14 protein-coding genes are annotated in these 15,429 nt (G+C 70.9%); 7 read left to right on the forward strand and 7 right to left on the reverse strand.

Annotation, left to right across the window (positions count from 1 at the left end):
- Positions 1-51 precede the first annotated feature (51 nt).
- Entirely contained in the window at positions 52-672 is a 621-nt protein-coding gene (locus tag IEY55_RS17045; RefSeq protein WP_189058998.1) for a helix-turn-helix transcriptional regulator, read from the reverse strand.
- Between the two features lie 950 nt (positions 673-1,622).
- Positions 1,623-2,258, reverse strand: coding sequence for a DUF4360 domain-containing protein (locus IEY55_RS17050; RefSeq protein WP_373290026.1), 636 nt, complete (start codon positions 2,256-2,258; stop codon positions 1,623-1,625).
- A 1,289-nt stretch (positions 2,259-3,547) separates the two neighbouring features.
- Between IEY55_RS17050 and IEY55_RS17055 the strand changes: the two genes are divergently transcribed.
- From IEY55_RS17055 to IEY55_RS17065, 3 genes are all read left to right on the forward strand, one after another.
- Positions 3,548-3,994 (forward strand): helix-turn-helix domain-containing protein, encoded by a 447-nt coding sequence (locus tag IEY55_RS17055; protein WP_189059002.1) that lies wholly within the window; start codon positions 3,548-3,550, stop codon positions 3,992-3,994.
- Between the two features lie 106 nt (positions 3,995-4,100).
- Entirely contained in the window at positions 4,101-4,628 is a 528-nt protein-coding gene (locus tag IEY55_RS17060; protein ID WP_189059003.1) for a hypothetical protein, read from the forward strand.
- A 4-nt stretch (positions 4,629-4,632) separates the two neighbouring features.
- Entirely contained in the window at positions 4,633-5,829 is a 1,197-nt protein-coding gene (locus IEY55_RS17065) for an MAB_1171c family putative transporter (protein WP_189059005.1), read from the forward strand.
- 6 nt (positions 5,830-5,835) lie between these two features.
- Here IEY55_RS17065 and IEY55_RS17070 read toward each other — a convergent pair whose 3' ends face one another.
- The gene (locus IEY55_RS17070) at positions 5,836-6,315 is read right to left on the reverse strand and encodes a 2'-5' RNA ligase family protein (RefSeq protein WP_189059007.1); all 480 of its coding nucleotides are present in this window, start codon (positions 6,313-6,315) and stop codon (positions 5,836-5,838) included.
- Between the two features lie 518 nt (positions 6,316-6,833).
- Between IEY55_RS17070 and IEY55_RS17075 the strand changes: the two genes are divergently transcribed.
- From IEY55_RS17075 to IEY55_RS17090, 4 genes are all read left to right on the forward strand, one after another.
- Positions 6,834-7,769 (forward strand): glycoside hydrolase family 25 protein, encoded by a 936-nt coding sequence (locus IEY55_RS17075; RefSeq protein ID WP_189059009.1) that lies wholly within the window; start codon positions 6,834-6,836, stop codon positions 7,767-7,769.
- Between the two features lie 33 nt (positions 7,770-7,802).
- Positions 7,803-7,961, forward strand: coding sequence for a hypothetical protein (locus tag IEY55_RS17080; RefSeq protein ID WP_189059011.1), 159 nt, complete (start codon positions 7,803-7,805; stop codon positions 7,959-7,961).
- 298 nt (positions 7,962-8,259) lie between these two features.
- Complete coding sequence (locus IEY55_RS17085; RefSeq protein ID WP_189059013.1) at positions 8,260-9,006, forward strand: hypothetical protein; 747 nt, start codon at positions 8,260-8,262, stop codon at positions 9,004-9,006.
- A gap of 233 nt (positions 9,007-9,239) precedes the next feature.
- The gene (locus IEY55_RS17090) at positions 9,240-9,908 is read left to right on the forward strand and encodes a hypothetical protein (RefSeq protein WP_189059015.1); all 669 of its coding nucleotides are present in this window, start codon (positions 9,240-9,242) and stop codon (positions 9,906-9,908) included.
- A 95-nt stretch (positions 9,909-10,003) separates the two neighbouring features.
- Here IEY55_RS17090 and ald read toward each other — a convergent pair whose 3' ends face one another.
- The 4 genes from ald to IEY55_RS17110 all read right to left on the reverse strand — a co-directional run bounded on the left by ald (position 10,004) and on the right by IEY55_RS17110 (position 15,399).
- Positions 10,004-11,122, reverse strand: a complete 1,119-nt coding sequence (gene ald / locus IEY55_RS17095) for an alanine dehydrogenase (protein WP_189059017.1) — start codon at positions 11,120-11,122, stop codon at positions 10,004-10,006.
- A gap of 129 nt (positions 11,123-11,251) precedes the next feature.
- Positions 11,252-12,841: a PucR family transcriptional regulator gene (locus tag IEY55_RS17100; protein ID WP_189059019.1), complete on the reverse strand. Its 1,590-nt coding sequence runs from the start codon at positions 12,839-12,841 to the stop codon at positions 11,252-11,254.
- A gap of 116 nt (positions 12,842-12,957) precedes the next feature.
- Positions 12,958-14,100, reverse strand: coding sequence for a methyltransferase domain-containing protein (locus tag IEY55_RS17105; RefSeq protein ID WP_189059021.1), 1,143 nt, complete (start codon positions 14,098-14,100; stop codon positions 12,958-12,960).
- Between the two features lie 63 nt (positions 14,101-14,163).
- Positions 14,164-15,399: a cytochrome P450 gene (locus IEY55_RS17110; RefSeq protein WP_229686471.1), complete on the reverse strand. Its 1,236-nt coding sequence runs from the start codon at positions 15,397-15,399 to the stop codon at positions 14,164-14,166.
- Positions 15,400-15,429 lie beyond the last annotated feature (30 nt).

A 15,429-nucleotide genomic window follows, 5' to 3' on the forward strand; every position in this document is an offset into this window, starting at 1 on the left:
GCTCCGTCACCGATCATGCATGACATCCGTCCCGCGGAGTGGTTACAAATGTCATCGGATCCGGGGACGGATGCTCGCTAGCGTTGGGACATGCGGGTGGTGTCCGTCCAGGTAGCGGTAGACAGCCTCGGACCGGCTGTAGACGCCGAGCTTGACGTACAGGCTCTTGAGCCTGCGGTAGAAGCTGCGTTCGGAGATGAACAACTGCTTGGCGATGTCCCGCATGGTCGCGTCGGTGGACAGCAGGGACAGCAGCTGGAGCTCGTCGGCCCGGAGCGCGGGTTCCCGGGGTTCCCGGCTGGCGAGCCGGCGCAGCAGTGCCGGGAGGCCCCGTGGGTCGACAAGACGGTTCCAGACGGCCATGGCGCCGGCTTCGATGAACAACGCCGACAGGCGGCCGTCGAGGTCGGGCACCACGACCACGACCGAGGTGGCGGTGCGGACGATCCGCATCGCCTGGTTGATGTCGCGGTGCGAGCCGGCGGTGAGCACCAGCTCGGTGCCCCGGCCGGCGTCGGTGCCCGCGAGCAGGTCCCAGCGCATCCCGGCGGACTCCACCAGCTGGAGTTCTGCGCGCAGGTCACCGATGCTGCGGGGATCGACCAGGATGCCGGTTCCCTCGGCCGCGGCCGAGGGAACGAGCTGCTGGCCGGCGGACGACGAAGAACTCACGGCTGTCCCCCAAGTCAACAGGCCGTCGTAGGCGTTCCTCAACCAATGCGGGAAAAACGATCTCCCGAGATCCACATTTGACAGCTACGAACGCGCCGAATCATACATAGCGGTCCTTGCGTCGCCAACCGTTCTGTGTGGTTGAATACTGGCCCGGTGTTCTTTTACTGTTGAATTACCTTTGTCTCACGCTGTCTTTCCGGTCGGATCGCGTGTTGACATCCGGTAAGCCTGATATGTCGAGTACGAAAACAGTGTTCGCCGGGGGCCGGCGATATTCTGGGTACCGGGCACGTGCCGTCACCGAGCGGGTGCGGACGGTGGTGGTCCTGCTCGGGGTGGCGGCGTCGTCGCTGTTCCGCACCTGGCGAGGCGCCCGCGTCCCGGCGCGCGGAGGCGGGGCCTCCGGGCTGTCACGCGCGACGGACCCCACTGGAGATGGGGGAGGGGACGCGATGGCGATTCCACGGGGAGAAAAACTCTCGCTCTCCCGCGTCCGTCGACTCCGGTGGAACGTTCCTGATCGTCCTGGGTAGATACGCTGGCGAAAGTCCCTGTTTCGCGCGGCTGGATCGGCAGGTCGGGATGGTCGCACCCCGCGTGCCGCGAGGCGGAGATCCTCCGGCGGCATTTCGCCGGCAGTGCCTACGGTGCATGGGGCAGGCACCGTGATTTTCGAATCAGTCCCGTCGTTCCCGAAATCAGGTCGGGGGTCGCTGTCACGGCTGGACCTGGCGCCGGCGATGTCAGGCACCGACGAGCACTCACGCGCGACGAGGTGGGTGGGGCTGCGGTGGGCCGGAGGTCCGGATTCGCCCACTGGTCGGGGCAGGCACGCTCGGCGGGCCATAGCGGTTGACAACAACCGCGGTCAACCCGAGTCGTGCCTGCCCCTCGAACGGACTAGTCAGTTTCTGCGGGTGAACATGATTCTTTTGATGTTTGAAGAATCAGCAACGCTTCCACGCGAAGTGGTAGGTCGTCTTGATGCTTCCGTCGGTCGAGTCCATGGCGATGAAGCTCGTCGTGCTCTTCGGGTCCGACGTTCCCGCGTTCACCCGCAGCTCGGTGTTGATGTTGAAGTTACGCTTCTCGCCGCAGGGGTGATAGACGAGCTGTGCCACGTCGGTGACGTCGGTCGCCTGCCAGTTGTCGCTGATCGGGCCCTTGAGGTGGTAGTCCTCGCGTGCCGTCGGCGACATCCCCTGGAAGTAGTAGCTCGCCCGCTGCAGCGCCGTCGCGCCCTTCTCCAGGTGGGCGAAGCCGCGGTAGTCGGCCTTGGCGATCGCGTAGGTGAACCCGTGCGGCACGTGCACCAGCAGGTTGAGCTGGCAGTTCTTCCGGAAGTCGGTCGGCTTGGCACCCACGCCGACCTGGGCGAGGTATTCGCTGTAGGTCACGGTGAACGCGGTGTTGTCCGGCGAGGTCGCCACCTCGGCGGTCCCCCGCTTGCACCCGGAACCGTTGATCGTCACCAGCTCGATGACAATCTTGTCCTTCGGCGGATCCGTGATCTTGGGGTATGTGGCCTGTGCCTGTAGTGGTGCGGCCAACAGCACCAATGCCAGGCCGAGTACGAACGCTATTTTGCGCATGCGAGTCTCCCAACCCGTCACAATGTGATCGCGCGCCCCAGATCATGCTAACCGTGACTGAAATCTTTCATCACCCGCCGTGCGGAGCAATACGGCAGTCGGTGTGGCGTCCGAGGGAACCAAGGTGGTTACGTCGAAAGGTCTGTTCCGATCGAACAAGGACACGATCCGGGTTGGCAACTACGTGGAAACGGTGATCCTCACCGTCAGGCGGCTTCGCGCCAATTATGGCGATTCCGTGCACTACGGGAACAGGCCGGCGCTCGGGTGAGGCGTGTGGTGGTGAAGACCCGGTTCGCGTCGTTCGAGGCGGCAGGAGACCCACAGGTGAACGACACCGCGAGCGGGGACGATGTTTCCGAGAAGCGCCGTGTAGGGCCCTCTCCCGCCTCCGGTGCCCGCGGCATCGACGCAGCGCCCTGAGGTCGTAGTTGTCGTAGAGGTCGTAGTGGAGGTTGCGCCCTGCCACGCGGCGTAGCACCACTGCGACGCGCGCCCCGGTTGCCACCTGCGAGCTGCGGATTGTGCATCGGAACCGGGCCTCCGCGCCCACACCGTTGCTGCGCTGCGGAAACAGTGTCCTGTGGGCAAAGCGGGGCGGGAAATGACCGCGTGCCGGCGAAGCCGGAAAGCTGCGGCTTCATGCCTTGGCGCACGCCACTTCCAGCGATGACCGCACGGACTCCGCCCATACCGTGCGTGGCGGACGCGATCATGGCGTAGAGTGTCCCTCGCGGCGCGCGCCTCCCCCTCGCGCTGCCGCTAGGTCGGGAGGCCGGCCAGGCGCGGAACCCCCAGTCGCGGACTCTGGCCGGCCCCCTCTCTTCCGTCTCGTTCGCTGATATCCCGGCAACCTGCGCCGGTTTCCCGGCGCCGCCGCGTTCGCGGTCGCTCGAACTCCGTCGTTCGGTGGTTCGGGGCGCGCAACTGCTCCGCGGGCGGGACACGTGTGGTGGCCGCCGCGCCCGCGGCGGCCGGGCGCGGCGGCTCCCCTCCCCACAACGGGCGGCCGAGCCAAACTCCACCCCCAGTGGGAGCCGGACCGGTTCACCCATTTATGGCAGCTTAGTAGCACGAGGGGCACATAAGCTAGTAGTTACGTCAGGCGACCTCCGTGGCTACGCTGAGGGGCCGGCACCCACACCGGCCCCGGTGGTCGCGCCCGGGGTGCTTCGTCGCACGTCCGGGCGCGCGGCGGAGGGGCAGTGGGGTCCGGCGGCGGGGCCGGGTACCGGGGGCGGACAGCCGGCAGCGGGTCGGTGCGGAAGGGATGGACGGCGATGGCGGAGCGACGAACGCTGGCGCAGAAGCTGGACCACCTGCTGCGCGTGGTCCATCCGGCCGGCCGCGGCCCCTACACCCACGAGGAGGTCGCCCAGGCGATCAAGGCGCGGGGCGGTCCCACCATCTCGGCGGCCTACCTCTGGCAACTGCGCAAGGGCCTGCGGGACAACCCCACCAAGAACCATTTGGAGGCACTGGCCGGGTTCTTCGGCGTGCCCGTGGCCTACTTCTTCGACGACGAGCAGGCCCGCATTGTCGACGAGGAGATCGAGTTCCTCCAGGCCATGCGCGACGCCGAGGTGCGCGACGTGGCGTTGCGCACCATGCGGCTGAGCCCGGAGGCACGCCGTTCGGTCGCGGCCATCATCGCCGAGCTGGGTCGGTACGAGAACCGCTCGGATCGCCGCCGCCGAACGGGCGAGGAGGAACGCGGGGACTCGTGACAGGATGACCGATAATCGACGCGACATGGGTCGCGTCGCCTGCATGCGGCTCGCCCGCGCGTGGGCTCCACCCCGCAGCCCGCTCCTCGGGAGGAGTGAGCAGGTCGTGAGATACGACGAGCTCCGGCGACGCAGCGCGGCCCGGGTGCGCGATCTGGACGCCCGGATCGGTCTCCCCGTCCCGTTCGATCTCGACGTGCTGCTGGACCGGCTGGAGCGGGACCGCGGTCGGCCCATCCGGCTGCAGCCCACCGCCCACGTCGCGGGCGGCACGTGCGGGATGTGGATCGCCGAGCGCGACCGTGACGTCATCGCCTACGCCACGCAGACCAGCTCGCTGCACCAGGACCACATCATCCTGCACGAGATCGGGCACATGATCTCCGAACACCAGGGGGAGTGCCTGCTCACCGTGGGCGACGCCCAGCGGCTGGCCCCGCACGTGCGCCCGGAGCTGATCAAGCACCTCTTCGGTCGGTCCGCCTACTCCAGCACCGAGGAGCAGGAGGCCGAGATGATCGCCTGCCTGATCATGCAGCACGCCGAGCAACGCCGCTCGCAGCTCACCGATCGCCCGCTTCCGCCCGACCTCGCCGCGCGGCTGGCGCGCGTCGAGGACATCTTCGGGCCGTAGCCTCATGGTCGACCTGCTCTTCCTTGCGGTCGCCCTGGTCGCCTACGCCCTGGCCGTGCTGCTGATGACCTCCGGCCGGCGGGGCCGGCGCAAGCCCACCCACCGGCCGATGACGGTGATCCTGGTGGCGTTGGGCAGCGCCTTCGTCTTCCTCGCCCCGGGCAGCCAGGAGGTGCTCAGCCGGATCCTGCCCAGCCTCGGCCGGCTGCTGTCCAACGTCTGCACGCTGGTCGCGGCCTTCAGCTTCCTCAACCTGATGCTGTACGTGGCGCATCCGGCGGACGAGGTCCGCGCCCGGGTCCGACCGCGGCTGGTGGCCCTGCTCGTCGCCCTCGCGGTGATGGTGACGGCTTTCCTGCTGAGCGACCCGCCGGAGGGCCTCGGCCTCTTCCGTTACCACGAGCAGCCGATGCTGGCCGTCTACCCCCTCGTCTACGCCGCCTACCTCGGTGCGGCCGTGGGTGACGTGTTCTGGCTGTGCATGCGCTCGATCCGCTACAGCCGTCGCTACCTGCGGATCGGCCTGGCCGTTATGGCGATCGGGTGCACGCTCGGCGTCGCCTACCTCGTGCACAAGGTGGTGCTGATCGTCGACGAGCTCGTCGCCGGGACGATCGCCGAACCGAGGTGCGCGGGGCCGTTCGCCACGGTCGACTGCACGTTCGCCGTGGGAATGCCCGCGCTGGCGGTGCTGGGCATCATCCTCGGTGCGGCGGTGCCGGCGGTGGGGCCCCGGCTGGAGTCCGCCGTGCTCTGGCCGAGCCGGTGGCGTGCCTTCCGTCGGTTGCACCCGCTGTGGCGGGCGCTCCACGACGCCTTCCCGGAGATCGCGCTCACCTCACCGCAGGCCGTCGAGGGCCGGATTCCCCGTCGGGACATGGACTTCCGGTTGTATCGACGGGTCATCGAGATCAGGGACGGCCTGCTCCTGCTGCACCCTTACCGCGATCCTGCGGCCACCGCGGGGCATCGTGCTCGTGCGAGCGAGACCGGGCTCACCGACACCGACCTCGATGCCGCCGTGGAGGCGGCCGGCATCGCGCTCGCCCTGCGGCGGCGAGCAGAGGGCATCGCCGTTGTCGAAGGTGTTGTTCCCGCCGAAGCCGGGCCGGAACACGACCTCGGTGGTGAGACAGCGTGGCTCACACGGGTTTCCCGGGCCTTTGCCCGCGAGGCGGCGTCCGTCGAGCCCGCACGTTGACGTTCTTTACCGGCCGTCCAGGCGAAAACGGCGGTGAACCGACCAATGATCGGTGAACACGACCAGCCACGCCTCGCCGAGGGTGGCGTGTAGCGGTAGGTGCGCTCGCACGTCCTCGCTGACGCGTGCGGCGGTGGGTTCGTCGGCACCCATCACGATGGTGAGATGCGGCCGTGGCCGTCCGTACGCGCCGCCGTAGGGCAGCAGTTGTGGCCAATGTTCCTGGACTTCGACGGACAGGGCATCGAGCGCCTCGACCGGCTCGGGTGGCAGGTACACGAAACCGCCGTGGCCGGCGCAGGTGGCGAAGCTGACGTCGAGTGGGGCCTGGCTGGTGAAGATGTCGTCGAGCGCGGTGAGGTCATCCGGCGTGAGTACGTCCACGTCCAGGAACGGGTAGAGCACCGAGACGTGGGCCGGGACCTCCCGGACCAGGCCGGGGTAGCGTTCCCGTACTCGATCCAGCACGGGATCTGCTGCTGGCACGGGGAGGACCACCCCGCTCTGGCCCGACTTCGGCATACGCCCTTCCTACCGCAGGCACGCCAACTGCCTGGCCCGGCACACGTGCGGTGCTCGGCCCGGAAAGCCGGGTGGCGTCGTCGGGGTTCTGCAGCCAGTGCGAAGGTAGTCCCCTCCCGCCTCGGGGGGCGAGCCCCAGCCGAGCCTACCGCGAACGCGACGCTGGCAATAATGTCGATCCACAGCTCTCGACGGTTGTCCACAGGAAATGAAAAGGGGTTGACAGCTCGACCGCCCACGGGCAAACACGCTCGTCCACACTGGATGTAACGGGGGGCGGCTCGCTCCCGATGGGTTCATGCCGGGCCTGCTCCAGCAGACCACGTTCGTCTCACCCGAACATGGTCGGTCATTCATGCGACTTCCCTGGGCCCTCCGGGTTATTTCGGCTTCCTCCTCCGCGATTGTCCGGGGACTGGCGGGCACACTCGCGCACAGCCACCCGAACATCGCCGTCCCCGGCGTTGCGAAGGGAGGAGCGCGTGAGCACCGGCATCGACGTGTCGTCGCACCAGGGCAACCCGGACTGGGGTACGGTTCGCGGCGCGGGCATCGAGTTCGCTTACATCAAGGCCAGCGAGGGCGTCGGCTGGACCTCCCCGACGCTGGACTCGCAGTTCCAGGGCGCACGCGGCGCCGGGCTGGCGCCGGGCCTGTACCACTTCGCCCGCCCCGACACCGGCAACGCACCCACCGCCGAAGCGGACTCCTTCGCCCGCCACCTCCACCGGCTGGGTGCGCACGGACCGGGCTTCCTGCCGCCCTGCCTGGACATCGAGCTCACCGGCGGGGACCTGCGTGCGTGGTGCGCGGCTTTCGTCGCGCGCCTGCGCGACCGGCTGGGCCGGCACCGGGTGATGGTCTACGCCTCCACCAACTTCCTGCTCGGCCACCTCGGTGAGCCGTGGGCCGACGCCAACAACATCTGGTGGTGGGTGGCGCACTACGGGCGCGCGCCCGGCCAGCCCGGCCACGTGACCCCTCGTGTGGTGATGCACCAGTACACCAGCTCCGGGAGGGTGAACGGCATCGCCGGGAGCGTGGACATGAACCGGGCGATGCGTCCCCTGAGCGAGCTGACGGAGGGCGAGGACGACATGTTCACCGAAGACGACCGCCGACGCCTGGTCGAGATCTACGAGTGGTGGCAGCACGGCATCGAGGGGGTCCGGCACGCCGGTGCGCAGGCGTTGGCCCTGTATCGCGTGGAACAGCGGTTGATCGAGGTGCACAGGCTGGTGGAGGAGCTCAAGCCCACCGTCGCGACGGTCGTGCGCGAGGCGCTCGGTGATGCCGACCCCGAGCGGGTCGAGCAGCTCGTCAACCGGTTGACCGAGAAACTGGACGAGACCGCCCAGCGGGCCCGGCCGGACACCGCGGGCAACGGCGAGGCATCGCGCGAGCAGGCCGCGTCCTGACGGGCCAGCCCCTCCGAACCCGGCGTTCAGGCCGTGCGCGCAGACCGTCTTGGCTACTGGTTCCCGCGGGGCGAACTGGCCGAGGACGCGCCCCGCGACCTGCACACCGAGGCGCTGAGCACGGTCGACCGGGCCGCCACCGAGCGCGTACTGCGGCGACCAGCGCGATTCTCGGTTTGCCGGCCGGAGTGAACACCTCGGCCTGTCCTCCGGGTGCGCTCCATCGAGCCAGGAGCGCGCCCGCCGTGACCTCCAGCGCTCCCGCAACGCCGGCTCAGCCACCACGTCCCCGACACCCCGGCCCACCCGGTCGCCGCTGGGTGGAGCACCCCGTCCTCACCCGGTCGCAGTCCTGTTCTGCAACAAAGGACTAACGAACCGGTCAACCGTCGAACCTTCTGCGTGCCGAATCCATTGATTGGGCGGAAGCTTCCCGGAGTCCGCCCCCCCCGGACACCGTTGAAACCCGACATCTCAGGAGAAAACCCCGATGCAGCACCATTCCGTGCTGTCCGCCCTCGGCCGTGCGCTGGCCGTGGCCGGCCTCGTGTGCACCGGCCTGACGCCCGGCCTCGCCCTCGCCGACCCGATCGCGTCCCCGAAGTCCGGCGACCCCCGCGCCGTGGCCTCCCCGGGCAACGCGACCAGCTGCTCCGACGTCAACCTCGTCGGCAAGAAGATCGACGTGACCTATACGGTCGACGAGACCAACACCTACCTCGACATCACCGAGGTCCCGGATGGCCACACGATCACCGGTGTCGTGGTGAAGGGCGGAAACGCCTACAACAGCTACCTGCCCTCCGCTTTGGGTGACCTGCCGTGGAAGCGGCTGCACTCGCCGATGAACCCCAGCGGCAAGCCCGCTCAAATCAGCCACTGGTTCGCCTGTGCCCAGCCGGCCCGTCCCGCGCCGACGAGCGTGCCGGTCACGCCCGCGCAGCGGCCCGGTTCCCCCGCGGAGCCCGCCGACACGACCCCGGCCGCTCCGGCGGAGGCCGTCACCCCGAACAGCACCCCGCCCACCGCCTCCAGCCGGCCCGGTTCGACGAGCAACCCATCACCCACCCCGATGGCCGCCCCGGCGCCGGGTGACGACGCGCCGCCCGGCGGCGGGCTCGCCTCCACCGGCGCGGACCCCGGCTGGCTGATCACTCTCGCCGCGGTGCTGCTCACCGGTGGCGTTGCCGCGCTCGCCTTCCCACGGGTGCGGGCGGTTCTGCGTCGCCGGAACTGATCCGACACGGGCCGGTCGGTTGGCCGGACGCCGTCCGGACAGCGACGGCACTGTCCGGACAGCGACCGGTGACTGACCCCGAGCACCGCAAACGACGTGCCCCGAGGCCGGACCGAGACCGGCCTCGGGGCACTCGTGTCTCGCGCAACGGTGCTGCGAATCCGTGCTGTGACCGGCACACTACGAAGGGTGGCCACCCGGGGTGGCCGGACGCGGGGTCGGGGGGTGTGCCGGTGGCGTGGTCCGGGCGACTGGGTTGGGCGGAGTGGGTCGAGCTGGTCCAACGGGTCCTCGGCGCGCCCCGCTGGCAACGCGTGTTCTGCGCCCTGCTCTCGGTGGTGTGGCTGTGCTGGCTGGTCGACCAGTTCCGGGGCGGCCGCTCCCCGCTCGGTCTCGTCCGTGCCGGCCTGGTGTGGGCGGACGCGCCCACCGCCTGGCTGGATGCGGTGCGCGGCTGGCTCGCCGCCCCGCACCGGGGGACGGTGGTCGGGATCGCCGCCTGGACCGGTGGTGCGCTCTGGGCGATCGCTCATCGGCGGGCGGTGCTGCCCGCGGCGCTCGGCTGGCTGGTGGTGCTGACCGTGGCCGATGCGCTGGGCTATCCGGGCGCATCCAGCCGTGCCGTTCTCGCCTTCGTGGTGGTCGTCGGGCTACTTCTGTTGCTGTCGGTCCCGTGGCGGCGCCGGCCTGTCGTGCGCCGGGCCCGGTTGCTGCCGCGCGACGTGTTCCTCGCCGCGGGGCGGGCCGCCGCGATCGTGGTCCTCATACCCCTTTCCGCACCACTGCTCGCGCTCACCACGCTGTCCGGGCCCTACCTCACCCGCCCACCGCAACCCGACCCCACGGGTATCCCGTTGCCGCGCCGGCAGGACAGCACGCAACGCCCGACACAGCGCGAGTGATCAAGTCCACTTCGGACACCCGGTCCCGGGCCCGGAAACGCGCACGGGGCGCTTCCCCCCCGGCGCAGGAGGGGAAGCGCCCCCAATGGACTGAGTCAGCCGGCGAGCACCTCGCTGACGGTCGTCAGCGGGAGGCGGTGCGCCTCCGCCACCGCCTGGTTGGTGACGCGGCCGGCGTGGGTGTTCAGGCCCAGCGCCAGCGCCTGGTCCGCGTGCAACGCCTCCCGCCAGCCGCAGTTGGCCAGCGCGACGGCGTAGGGCAGCGTGACGTTGGTGAGCGCGAAGGTCGAGGTGCGCGGCACCGCGCCCGGCATGTTGGCCACGCAGTAGAAGACGCTGTCGTGCACCGGGAAAGTCGGCTCGGCGTGCGTCGTCGGCCGCGAGTCCTCGAAGCAGCCGCCCTGGTCGATCGCAATGTCCACCAGCACACTGCCCGGCTTCATCCGCTTCACCAGGTCGTTGCTCACCAGCTTGGGCGCCTTGGCACCCGGCACCAGCACGGCGCCGACGACCAGGTCGGCCTCCAGCACGGCCTGCTCCACCTCGAAGACGTTGGACGTCACGGTGCGCAGGCGGCCGTGGTAGAGGGCGTCGGCGGAGCGCAGCTTGTCCACCGACAGGTCGAGCACCGTCACGTCGGCGCCCATGCCGACCGCGATCGCGGCGGCGTTCATGCCCGACACGCCCGCACCGAGGATCGTGACCTTGGCCGGGTGCACGCCGGGCACACCGCCCAGCAGCATCCCGCGGCCGCCGCGGGACTTCATCAGCGTCTCGGCGCCGACCTGGGTGGCGAGCCGGCCGGCAACCTCGCTCATCGGGGCCAGCAGCGGAAGCGCGCGGTTGGGCAGCTGCACGGTCTCGTAGGCGATGCCGGTGACCTCGCGCTCCAGCAACGCGTCGGTGCACTCGCGCGAGGCCGCCAGGTGCAGGTAGGTGAACAGGGTCTGGCCGGGCCGCATCCGGTGGTACTCCTCGGCGACCGGCTCCTTGACCTTCAGCACCAGGTCCGTGGTGCCCCACACCTCGTCGGCGGTGGGCAGGATCCGCGCACCCGCGGCGGTGTACTCGGCGTCGCTGATCGAGGAGCCCTGGCCGGCGCCCTGCTCGACGAACACCTCGTGGCCGTGCCGGACGAGCTCCAGCACGCCGGCCGGGGTGATGGCCACCCGGTACTCGTGGTTCTTGACCTCGCGGGGGACGCCGACCTTCATCGGGGGACTCCTTGTGGGAAAAAGACTCAACTCTTGGTTGCCCCGATGGTCGGTTCACCCGAGCGGGGTGTCATCGGCGCGGCCGCACCAACCTGCCCGGGGCCGTTGGTGCAACCTGCACAGGTCGCTTCACGCCCGGTCGGACCGGGCACCGAACGCAGCCAGCTCGAGCTGGACCGCGAGCCGCACGTCCGGGTCGTCCAGGCGCATGGGGGCGATCTCGCCGATCCGGCGCATCCGGTACCGCAGGGTGTTGCGGTGGACGTGCAGCCGGCGCGCGACCGCGCTCTGGTCGCCGGCGTGCGCCAGCCAGGCGGCCAGCGTCTCCACGTACTGCGTGCCGTGGACAGCGTCGTGCTCCCGGAGCGCACGCACCGGACCCGCGTCCAGCAGCGCGGCCAACACCTCGGAGGTGGCCACCCGGCGCACCACCAGCCGCGCCCACACCTCCTCGTAGCGCGCCCAGCGGCCCAGGCCGGGGGAGGAGCGCAGCAGGGCCTCGACCTCGTCGGCCTGCGCCCGGGACCGCACCAGGCCGGCGAACTCCGCGGCCGGGCCACCGATCCCGGCGACCACCTGCACGCCGGGGGCGAGCTCGGCCAGTGCCCGCGACAACCACTCCCACCTCGGCACCACGTCCGAGGGCCGCTCGCACTCCACGATCGCGTACACGGTGCCGCCGACCTCGGCCAGCGGGGTGCGCGCCGGCAGGCCACTGGCCGAGCGCAGCCGCTCCCACAGCGCCAGGCGCAACGCCTCGTCCTGCTCGGCCAGGGCGGCGCCCGACCCGCGCAGCCCGAAGGCCACCACCCGGTGCGAGCCCGCGCGCAGGCCGAGCCTGGCCGCCGCCGACGCCACATCGCCCGAGCCGTGCAACACGGTGACGGCCCGGTCCCGCATCAACCGGCGTTCCACGTCGGTGCCGGCCCGCAGCCGGAGCAGATGCAACGCCACCACCGCGGCGGTGTCGGCGAACGCCGCGGCCCGCTCGGCCGAGACCGGTCCGGGGACCACCGCCCAGATCGAGCCCAGCAGCTCCGAGCCCACCCGGACCGGCATGATCAGCCGCGGCAGGGTGCCGTCCTCCAGCCCGGGCACGAACACCGGCTCGGCGCCCTTGCCCACCTCGCGCAGCACGCCCCGCCGCCGGAACTGCGCCAGGGTGGCGTCCGGGACGCGGCGGCCCACGATCGTGGCCACCCGGGCCGGGTCGGCACGGTCCTGCCGGGACGAGTAGGCCAGCACCCGGGAACCGGCGTCCTCGATCGTCACCGGCGCGTCCACCACCGCGGCGATCGCGTCGGCCAGCGTGAACAGGTCGGAGAACTCACCGCCCCCGGCCAGGTCCGGGGCGCTGGTCGCCTCCAGGTCCAGCAGCGAGCGCAGCAGCCACAGCACCTGGGTCCAGGCGGCGTGCCGGGCGACGGAGAGCAGACCGACCCCCGATCGCCGGGCGGCGCGCCGCACCGCCTCCTCGGCGGCCAGGGGCTCCTTCAGCACCACCGCGCCCGCCTCGGGGCACTGCTCGACCAGCCTGGTCGCCGCCGGGACCCCGGTCACGGCGACCCCGAGCACGAGGTCGCCGGGGTGGGTCTCCGGCCGGGCGTCCGGCTCGGCGATCACCACGTCACCGACGGGCGCGTCCAGGCCGGCCGGCGGGACCACCACCGTCGCCAGGGGCGGCCCGACCGACTCCACCACCCGCCGCAGCGCTACCACGCCGTCCAGTGTGCGGCACCGAGCCGCACCAGCCGGTACCGCGGCCGGTCCTGGCCGCTCCCCGCCCGGACAGCCCTCCGCTGGCGGCCGACCGGCAGGAATCCCCGGGGGCCGGCTCATCGCGGCTGGATCGGGATCTCCCAGCGATACTCCCCGTCGGCCCGGTCCAGCCACAGCCACTGGCGGTCCTCGGTCACGGTGAGCCCGTAGCGGTGATGTGCCGGCCGGCCGAGCCGGTGCCAGTCGCCGACCATCCGGCACAGCTCGTCCCACAGCCGGCGCGGGCCGTCCTCGACGAGCGTGACGTGGCGGGGCGCGGTCACCTCGGCCCGCACCCACGAGCCGGTCACCGGGTCGACCAGCACGTGCACCGCGGGATCGCGGTGCACGGTGACCCGATGGACACCGGGCAGCAGCACCGAGGCGAGAAAGGCGACCGTCGGGTGATGCAGGCCCTCCGGCAGCTCGTGGCCACGCACCGCCCCCTCCCCGTATCCGACACGCAGCACGTCCCGCCCCGTCCACACCACGTGATCGGCGCTCTCGCGCATGGCGACGAACCCGGCTGGAGCCCGCAGGAAGCCTCCGGTGGCGGTGCCGTCGGCGGACCGCAGCAGCCGGACCAGGCCGAACCCGACATTGACCACGATCGAGCCGTCCTGCCTGACCTGTCGCACCCATGGATAAGGCACGGAGCTGACACCACAGGTGGCGATCACGCGGTCGTAGGGAGCCCGATCCGGATAGCCGGCAGCCCCGTTCCCGCACACCACGGTCGGCCGAAAACCGAAAGCGGCCAACGCGTTCCGCGCGTCGTCGGCGACCTCGGGGTCGATGTCCACCGTGGTGACGTTCTCCTCGCCGACCCGATGGCAGAGCAGCGCCGCGTTGTAGCCGGTGCCGGTGCCGATCTCCAGGACGCGGTGCCCCTCGCCGACACCCAACGCCTCGAGCATGATCGCCATCAGGCTCGGCGTCGTACTGCTGCTGGTCGCGACGCCCTTGGCATCAAAGCGGGTCACCAGCGCGACGTCGTCGTAGGCAGCCGCGAGCGAGCGGCCGCGACGGTCCGGATCGGTTGCGTCGTAATGCAGGTAGTGCCCGACCGGGCCGGGGACGCAGAACCGGGAGACGAACCGGTGGCGGGGTACCGCGCGGAACGCCGCCCGCCATTCCGGGGAGGTGAGCGCTCCCTTGTCGACAAGTCTGCTGACGAGCCGGTCGCGCAGGGCCATGGTCGGGTCGGTGGTCCTCGTCATGGCCGCCCTCCGTCAGCACCCATGCGGCTCTGCGTAGGTGATCACAAAAGGTAGTGGTCCTTGCTAACCATCGGATGACGATTCGTATGCGACTCGGACGCGTAGCGGGGCCCGGAAGGACACCAGGTTGAGCATGGGCGGGTCGTCGTCGACCAACGTCAGGTCGGGTAGGCGCTCGGCAGCCGCACGCACCACCACGGCGGCCTCCACCCGCGCCAGCTCCGCACCCAGACAGAGATGCCGTCCCAGGCCGAACGCCAGGTGGCGGCGGGCGTTGGGGCGGGCCGGGCAGAACCGCTCCGGGTCGTCGAACACCTCCGGGTCCGAGCCGGCTCCGGCGAGCATGAGCAACAGCTGTGCGCCGGCCGGCAGGTCGACCCCGCCCAGGCGGGTCGGCCGGGAGGTGACCCGCCGCCACGTGGTGACCGGTGGCTCCCGGCGCAGCACCTCCTCCACGCACGCCTCGGCCAACCCCGCCTCGGTGGGCAGCGCGCGCCACAGCTCCGGGCGGGCGACCAGGCGCCGCAACGCCGTGGACAGCAGCTGGGTGGTGGTCTCCTGGCCGGCGATCAGCAGGAAGTAGCAGACCCCCACGGCCTCCTTGACACCCAGCGGGCTGCCGTCCGGCAGCCGATGCCGGGCCAGGGCGGAGAACAGGTCGTCACCGGCCGGGCCGGCGGCCCGCACGCGGCCCGCCAGCCAGCGGTGGAACTCGCCGGCCGCCACGGCCAGCTCCTGCTGCCGCTCGGCGTCCGGGTTGCCCCAGAACAGCTCCAGCGACGCCGTGCTCCACGCCTTCAACGCCGGTAGGTCGACATCGGACAGGCCGAGCATCGTCAGCAGCACCCGGCACGGCAGGTCCCGGGTGAGCGCGGGAACCAGGTCACACTCGCCGGTGACGGTCAGCTCCGCCTCGACCGCGGCGAGCTGGTCGGCCGCGATCCGCTCGACCAGCGGCACCGCGTCGGCGACCCGGGGCACGGTGAAGAACCGGGCGACCAGCCGACGCAGGCCCGGATGCGTCTCGGTCCCGTTGTTGGCCAGCGTCGGCGGGAGGGCGAACCCGGCGCGGGCGAGCACCCGCAGCGCGGGCACCGGGATCGGGGTGACCGCCGTCAGCGCGTTGTCCGGGCGGAAGGTCTCGGCGTCCAGCAGGACGTCGCGAACGTCGTTGTATCGGCTGACCAGCCACAACCCGGTGGCGTCGTCGTAGTGGACGGGCGTGTGCTCCCGCAGTGCCGACATGGCGGAATACGGATCGCGAACGAAGGCGTCGTCGAAGAGGTCCACGGTCCGCACCTGGGGACCGTAACCCGATCGGCCGCGCGG

This window comes from Longimycelium tulufanense (assembly GCF_014645795.1).
In the GTDB taxonomy this organism is placed as follows: Bacteria; Actinomycetota; Actinomycetes; order Mycobacteriales; family Pseudonocardiaceae; genus Longimycelium; species Longimycelium tulufanense.

Excerpts from the sequence above, each read along its gene's own strand:
- IEY55_RS17055 (WP_189059002.1), top strand. The coding sequence starts at position 3,548 with ATGGCGGAGCGACGAACGCTGGCGCAGAAGCTGGACCACCTGCTGCGC.
- ald (WP_189059017.1), bottom strand. The coding sequence starts at position 11,122 with ATGAAGGTCGGCGTCCCCCGCGAGGTCAAGAACCACGAGTACCGGGTG.
- IEY55_RS17065 (WP_189059005.1), top strand. The coding sequence starts at position 4,633 with ATGGTCGACCTGCTCTTCCTTGCGGTCGCCCTGGTCGCCTACGCCCTG.
- IEY55_RS17085 (WP_189059013.1), top strand. The coding sequence starts at position 8,260 with ATGCAGCACCATTCCGTGCTGTCCGCCCTCGGCCGTGCGCTGGCCGTG.
- IEY55_RS17105 (WP_189059021.1), bottom strand. The coding sequence starts at position 14,100 with ATGACGAGGACCACCGACCCGACCATGGCCCTGCGCGACCGGCTCGTC.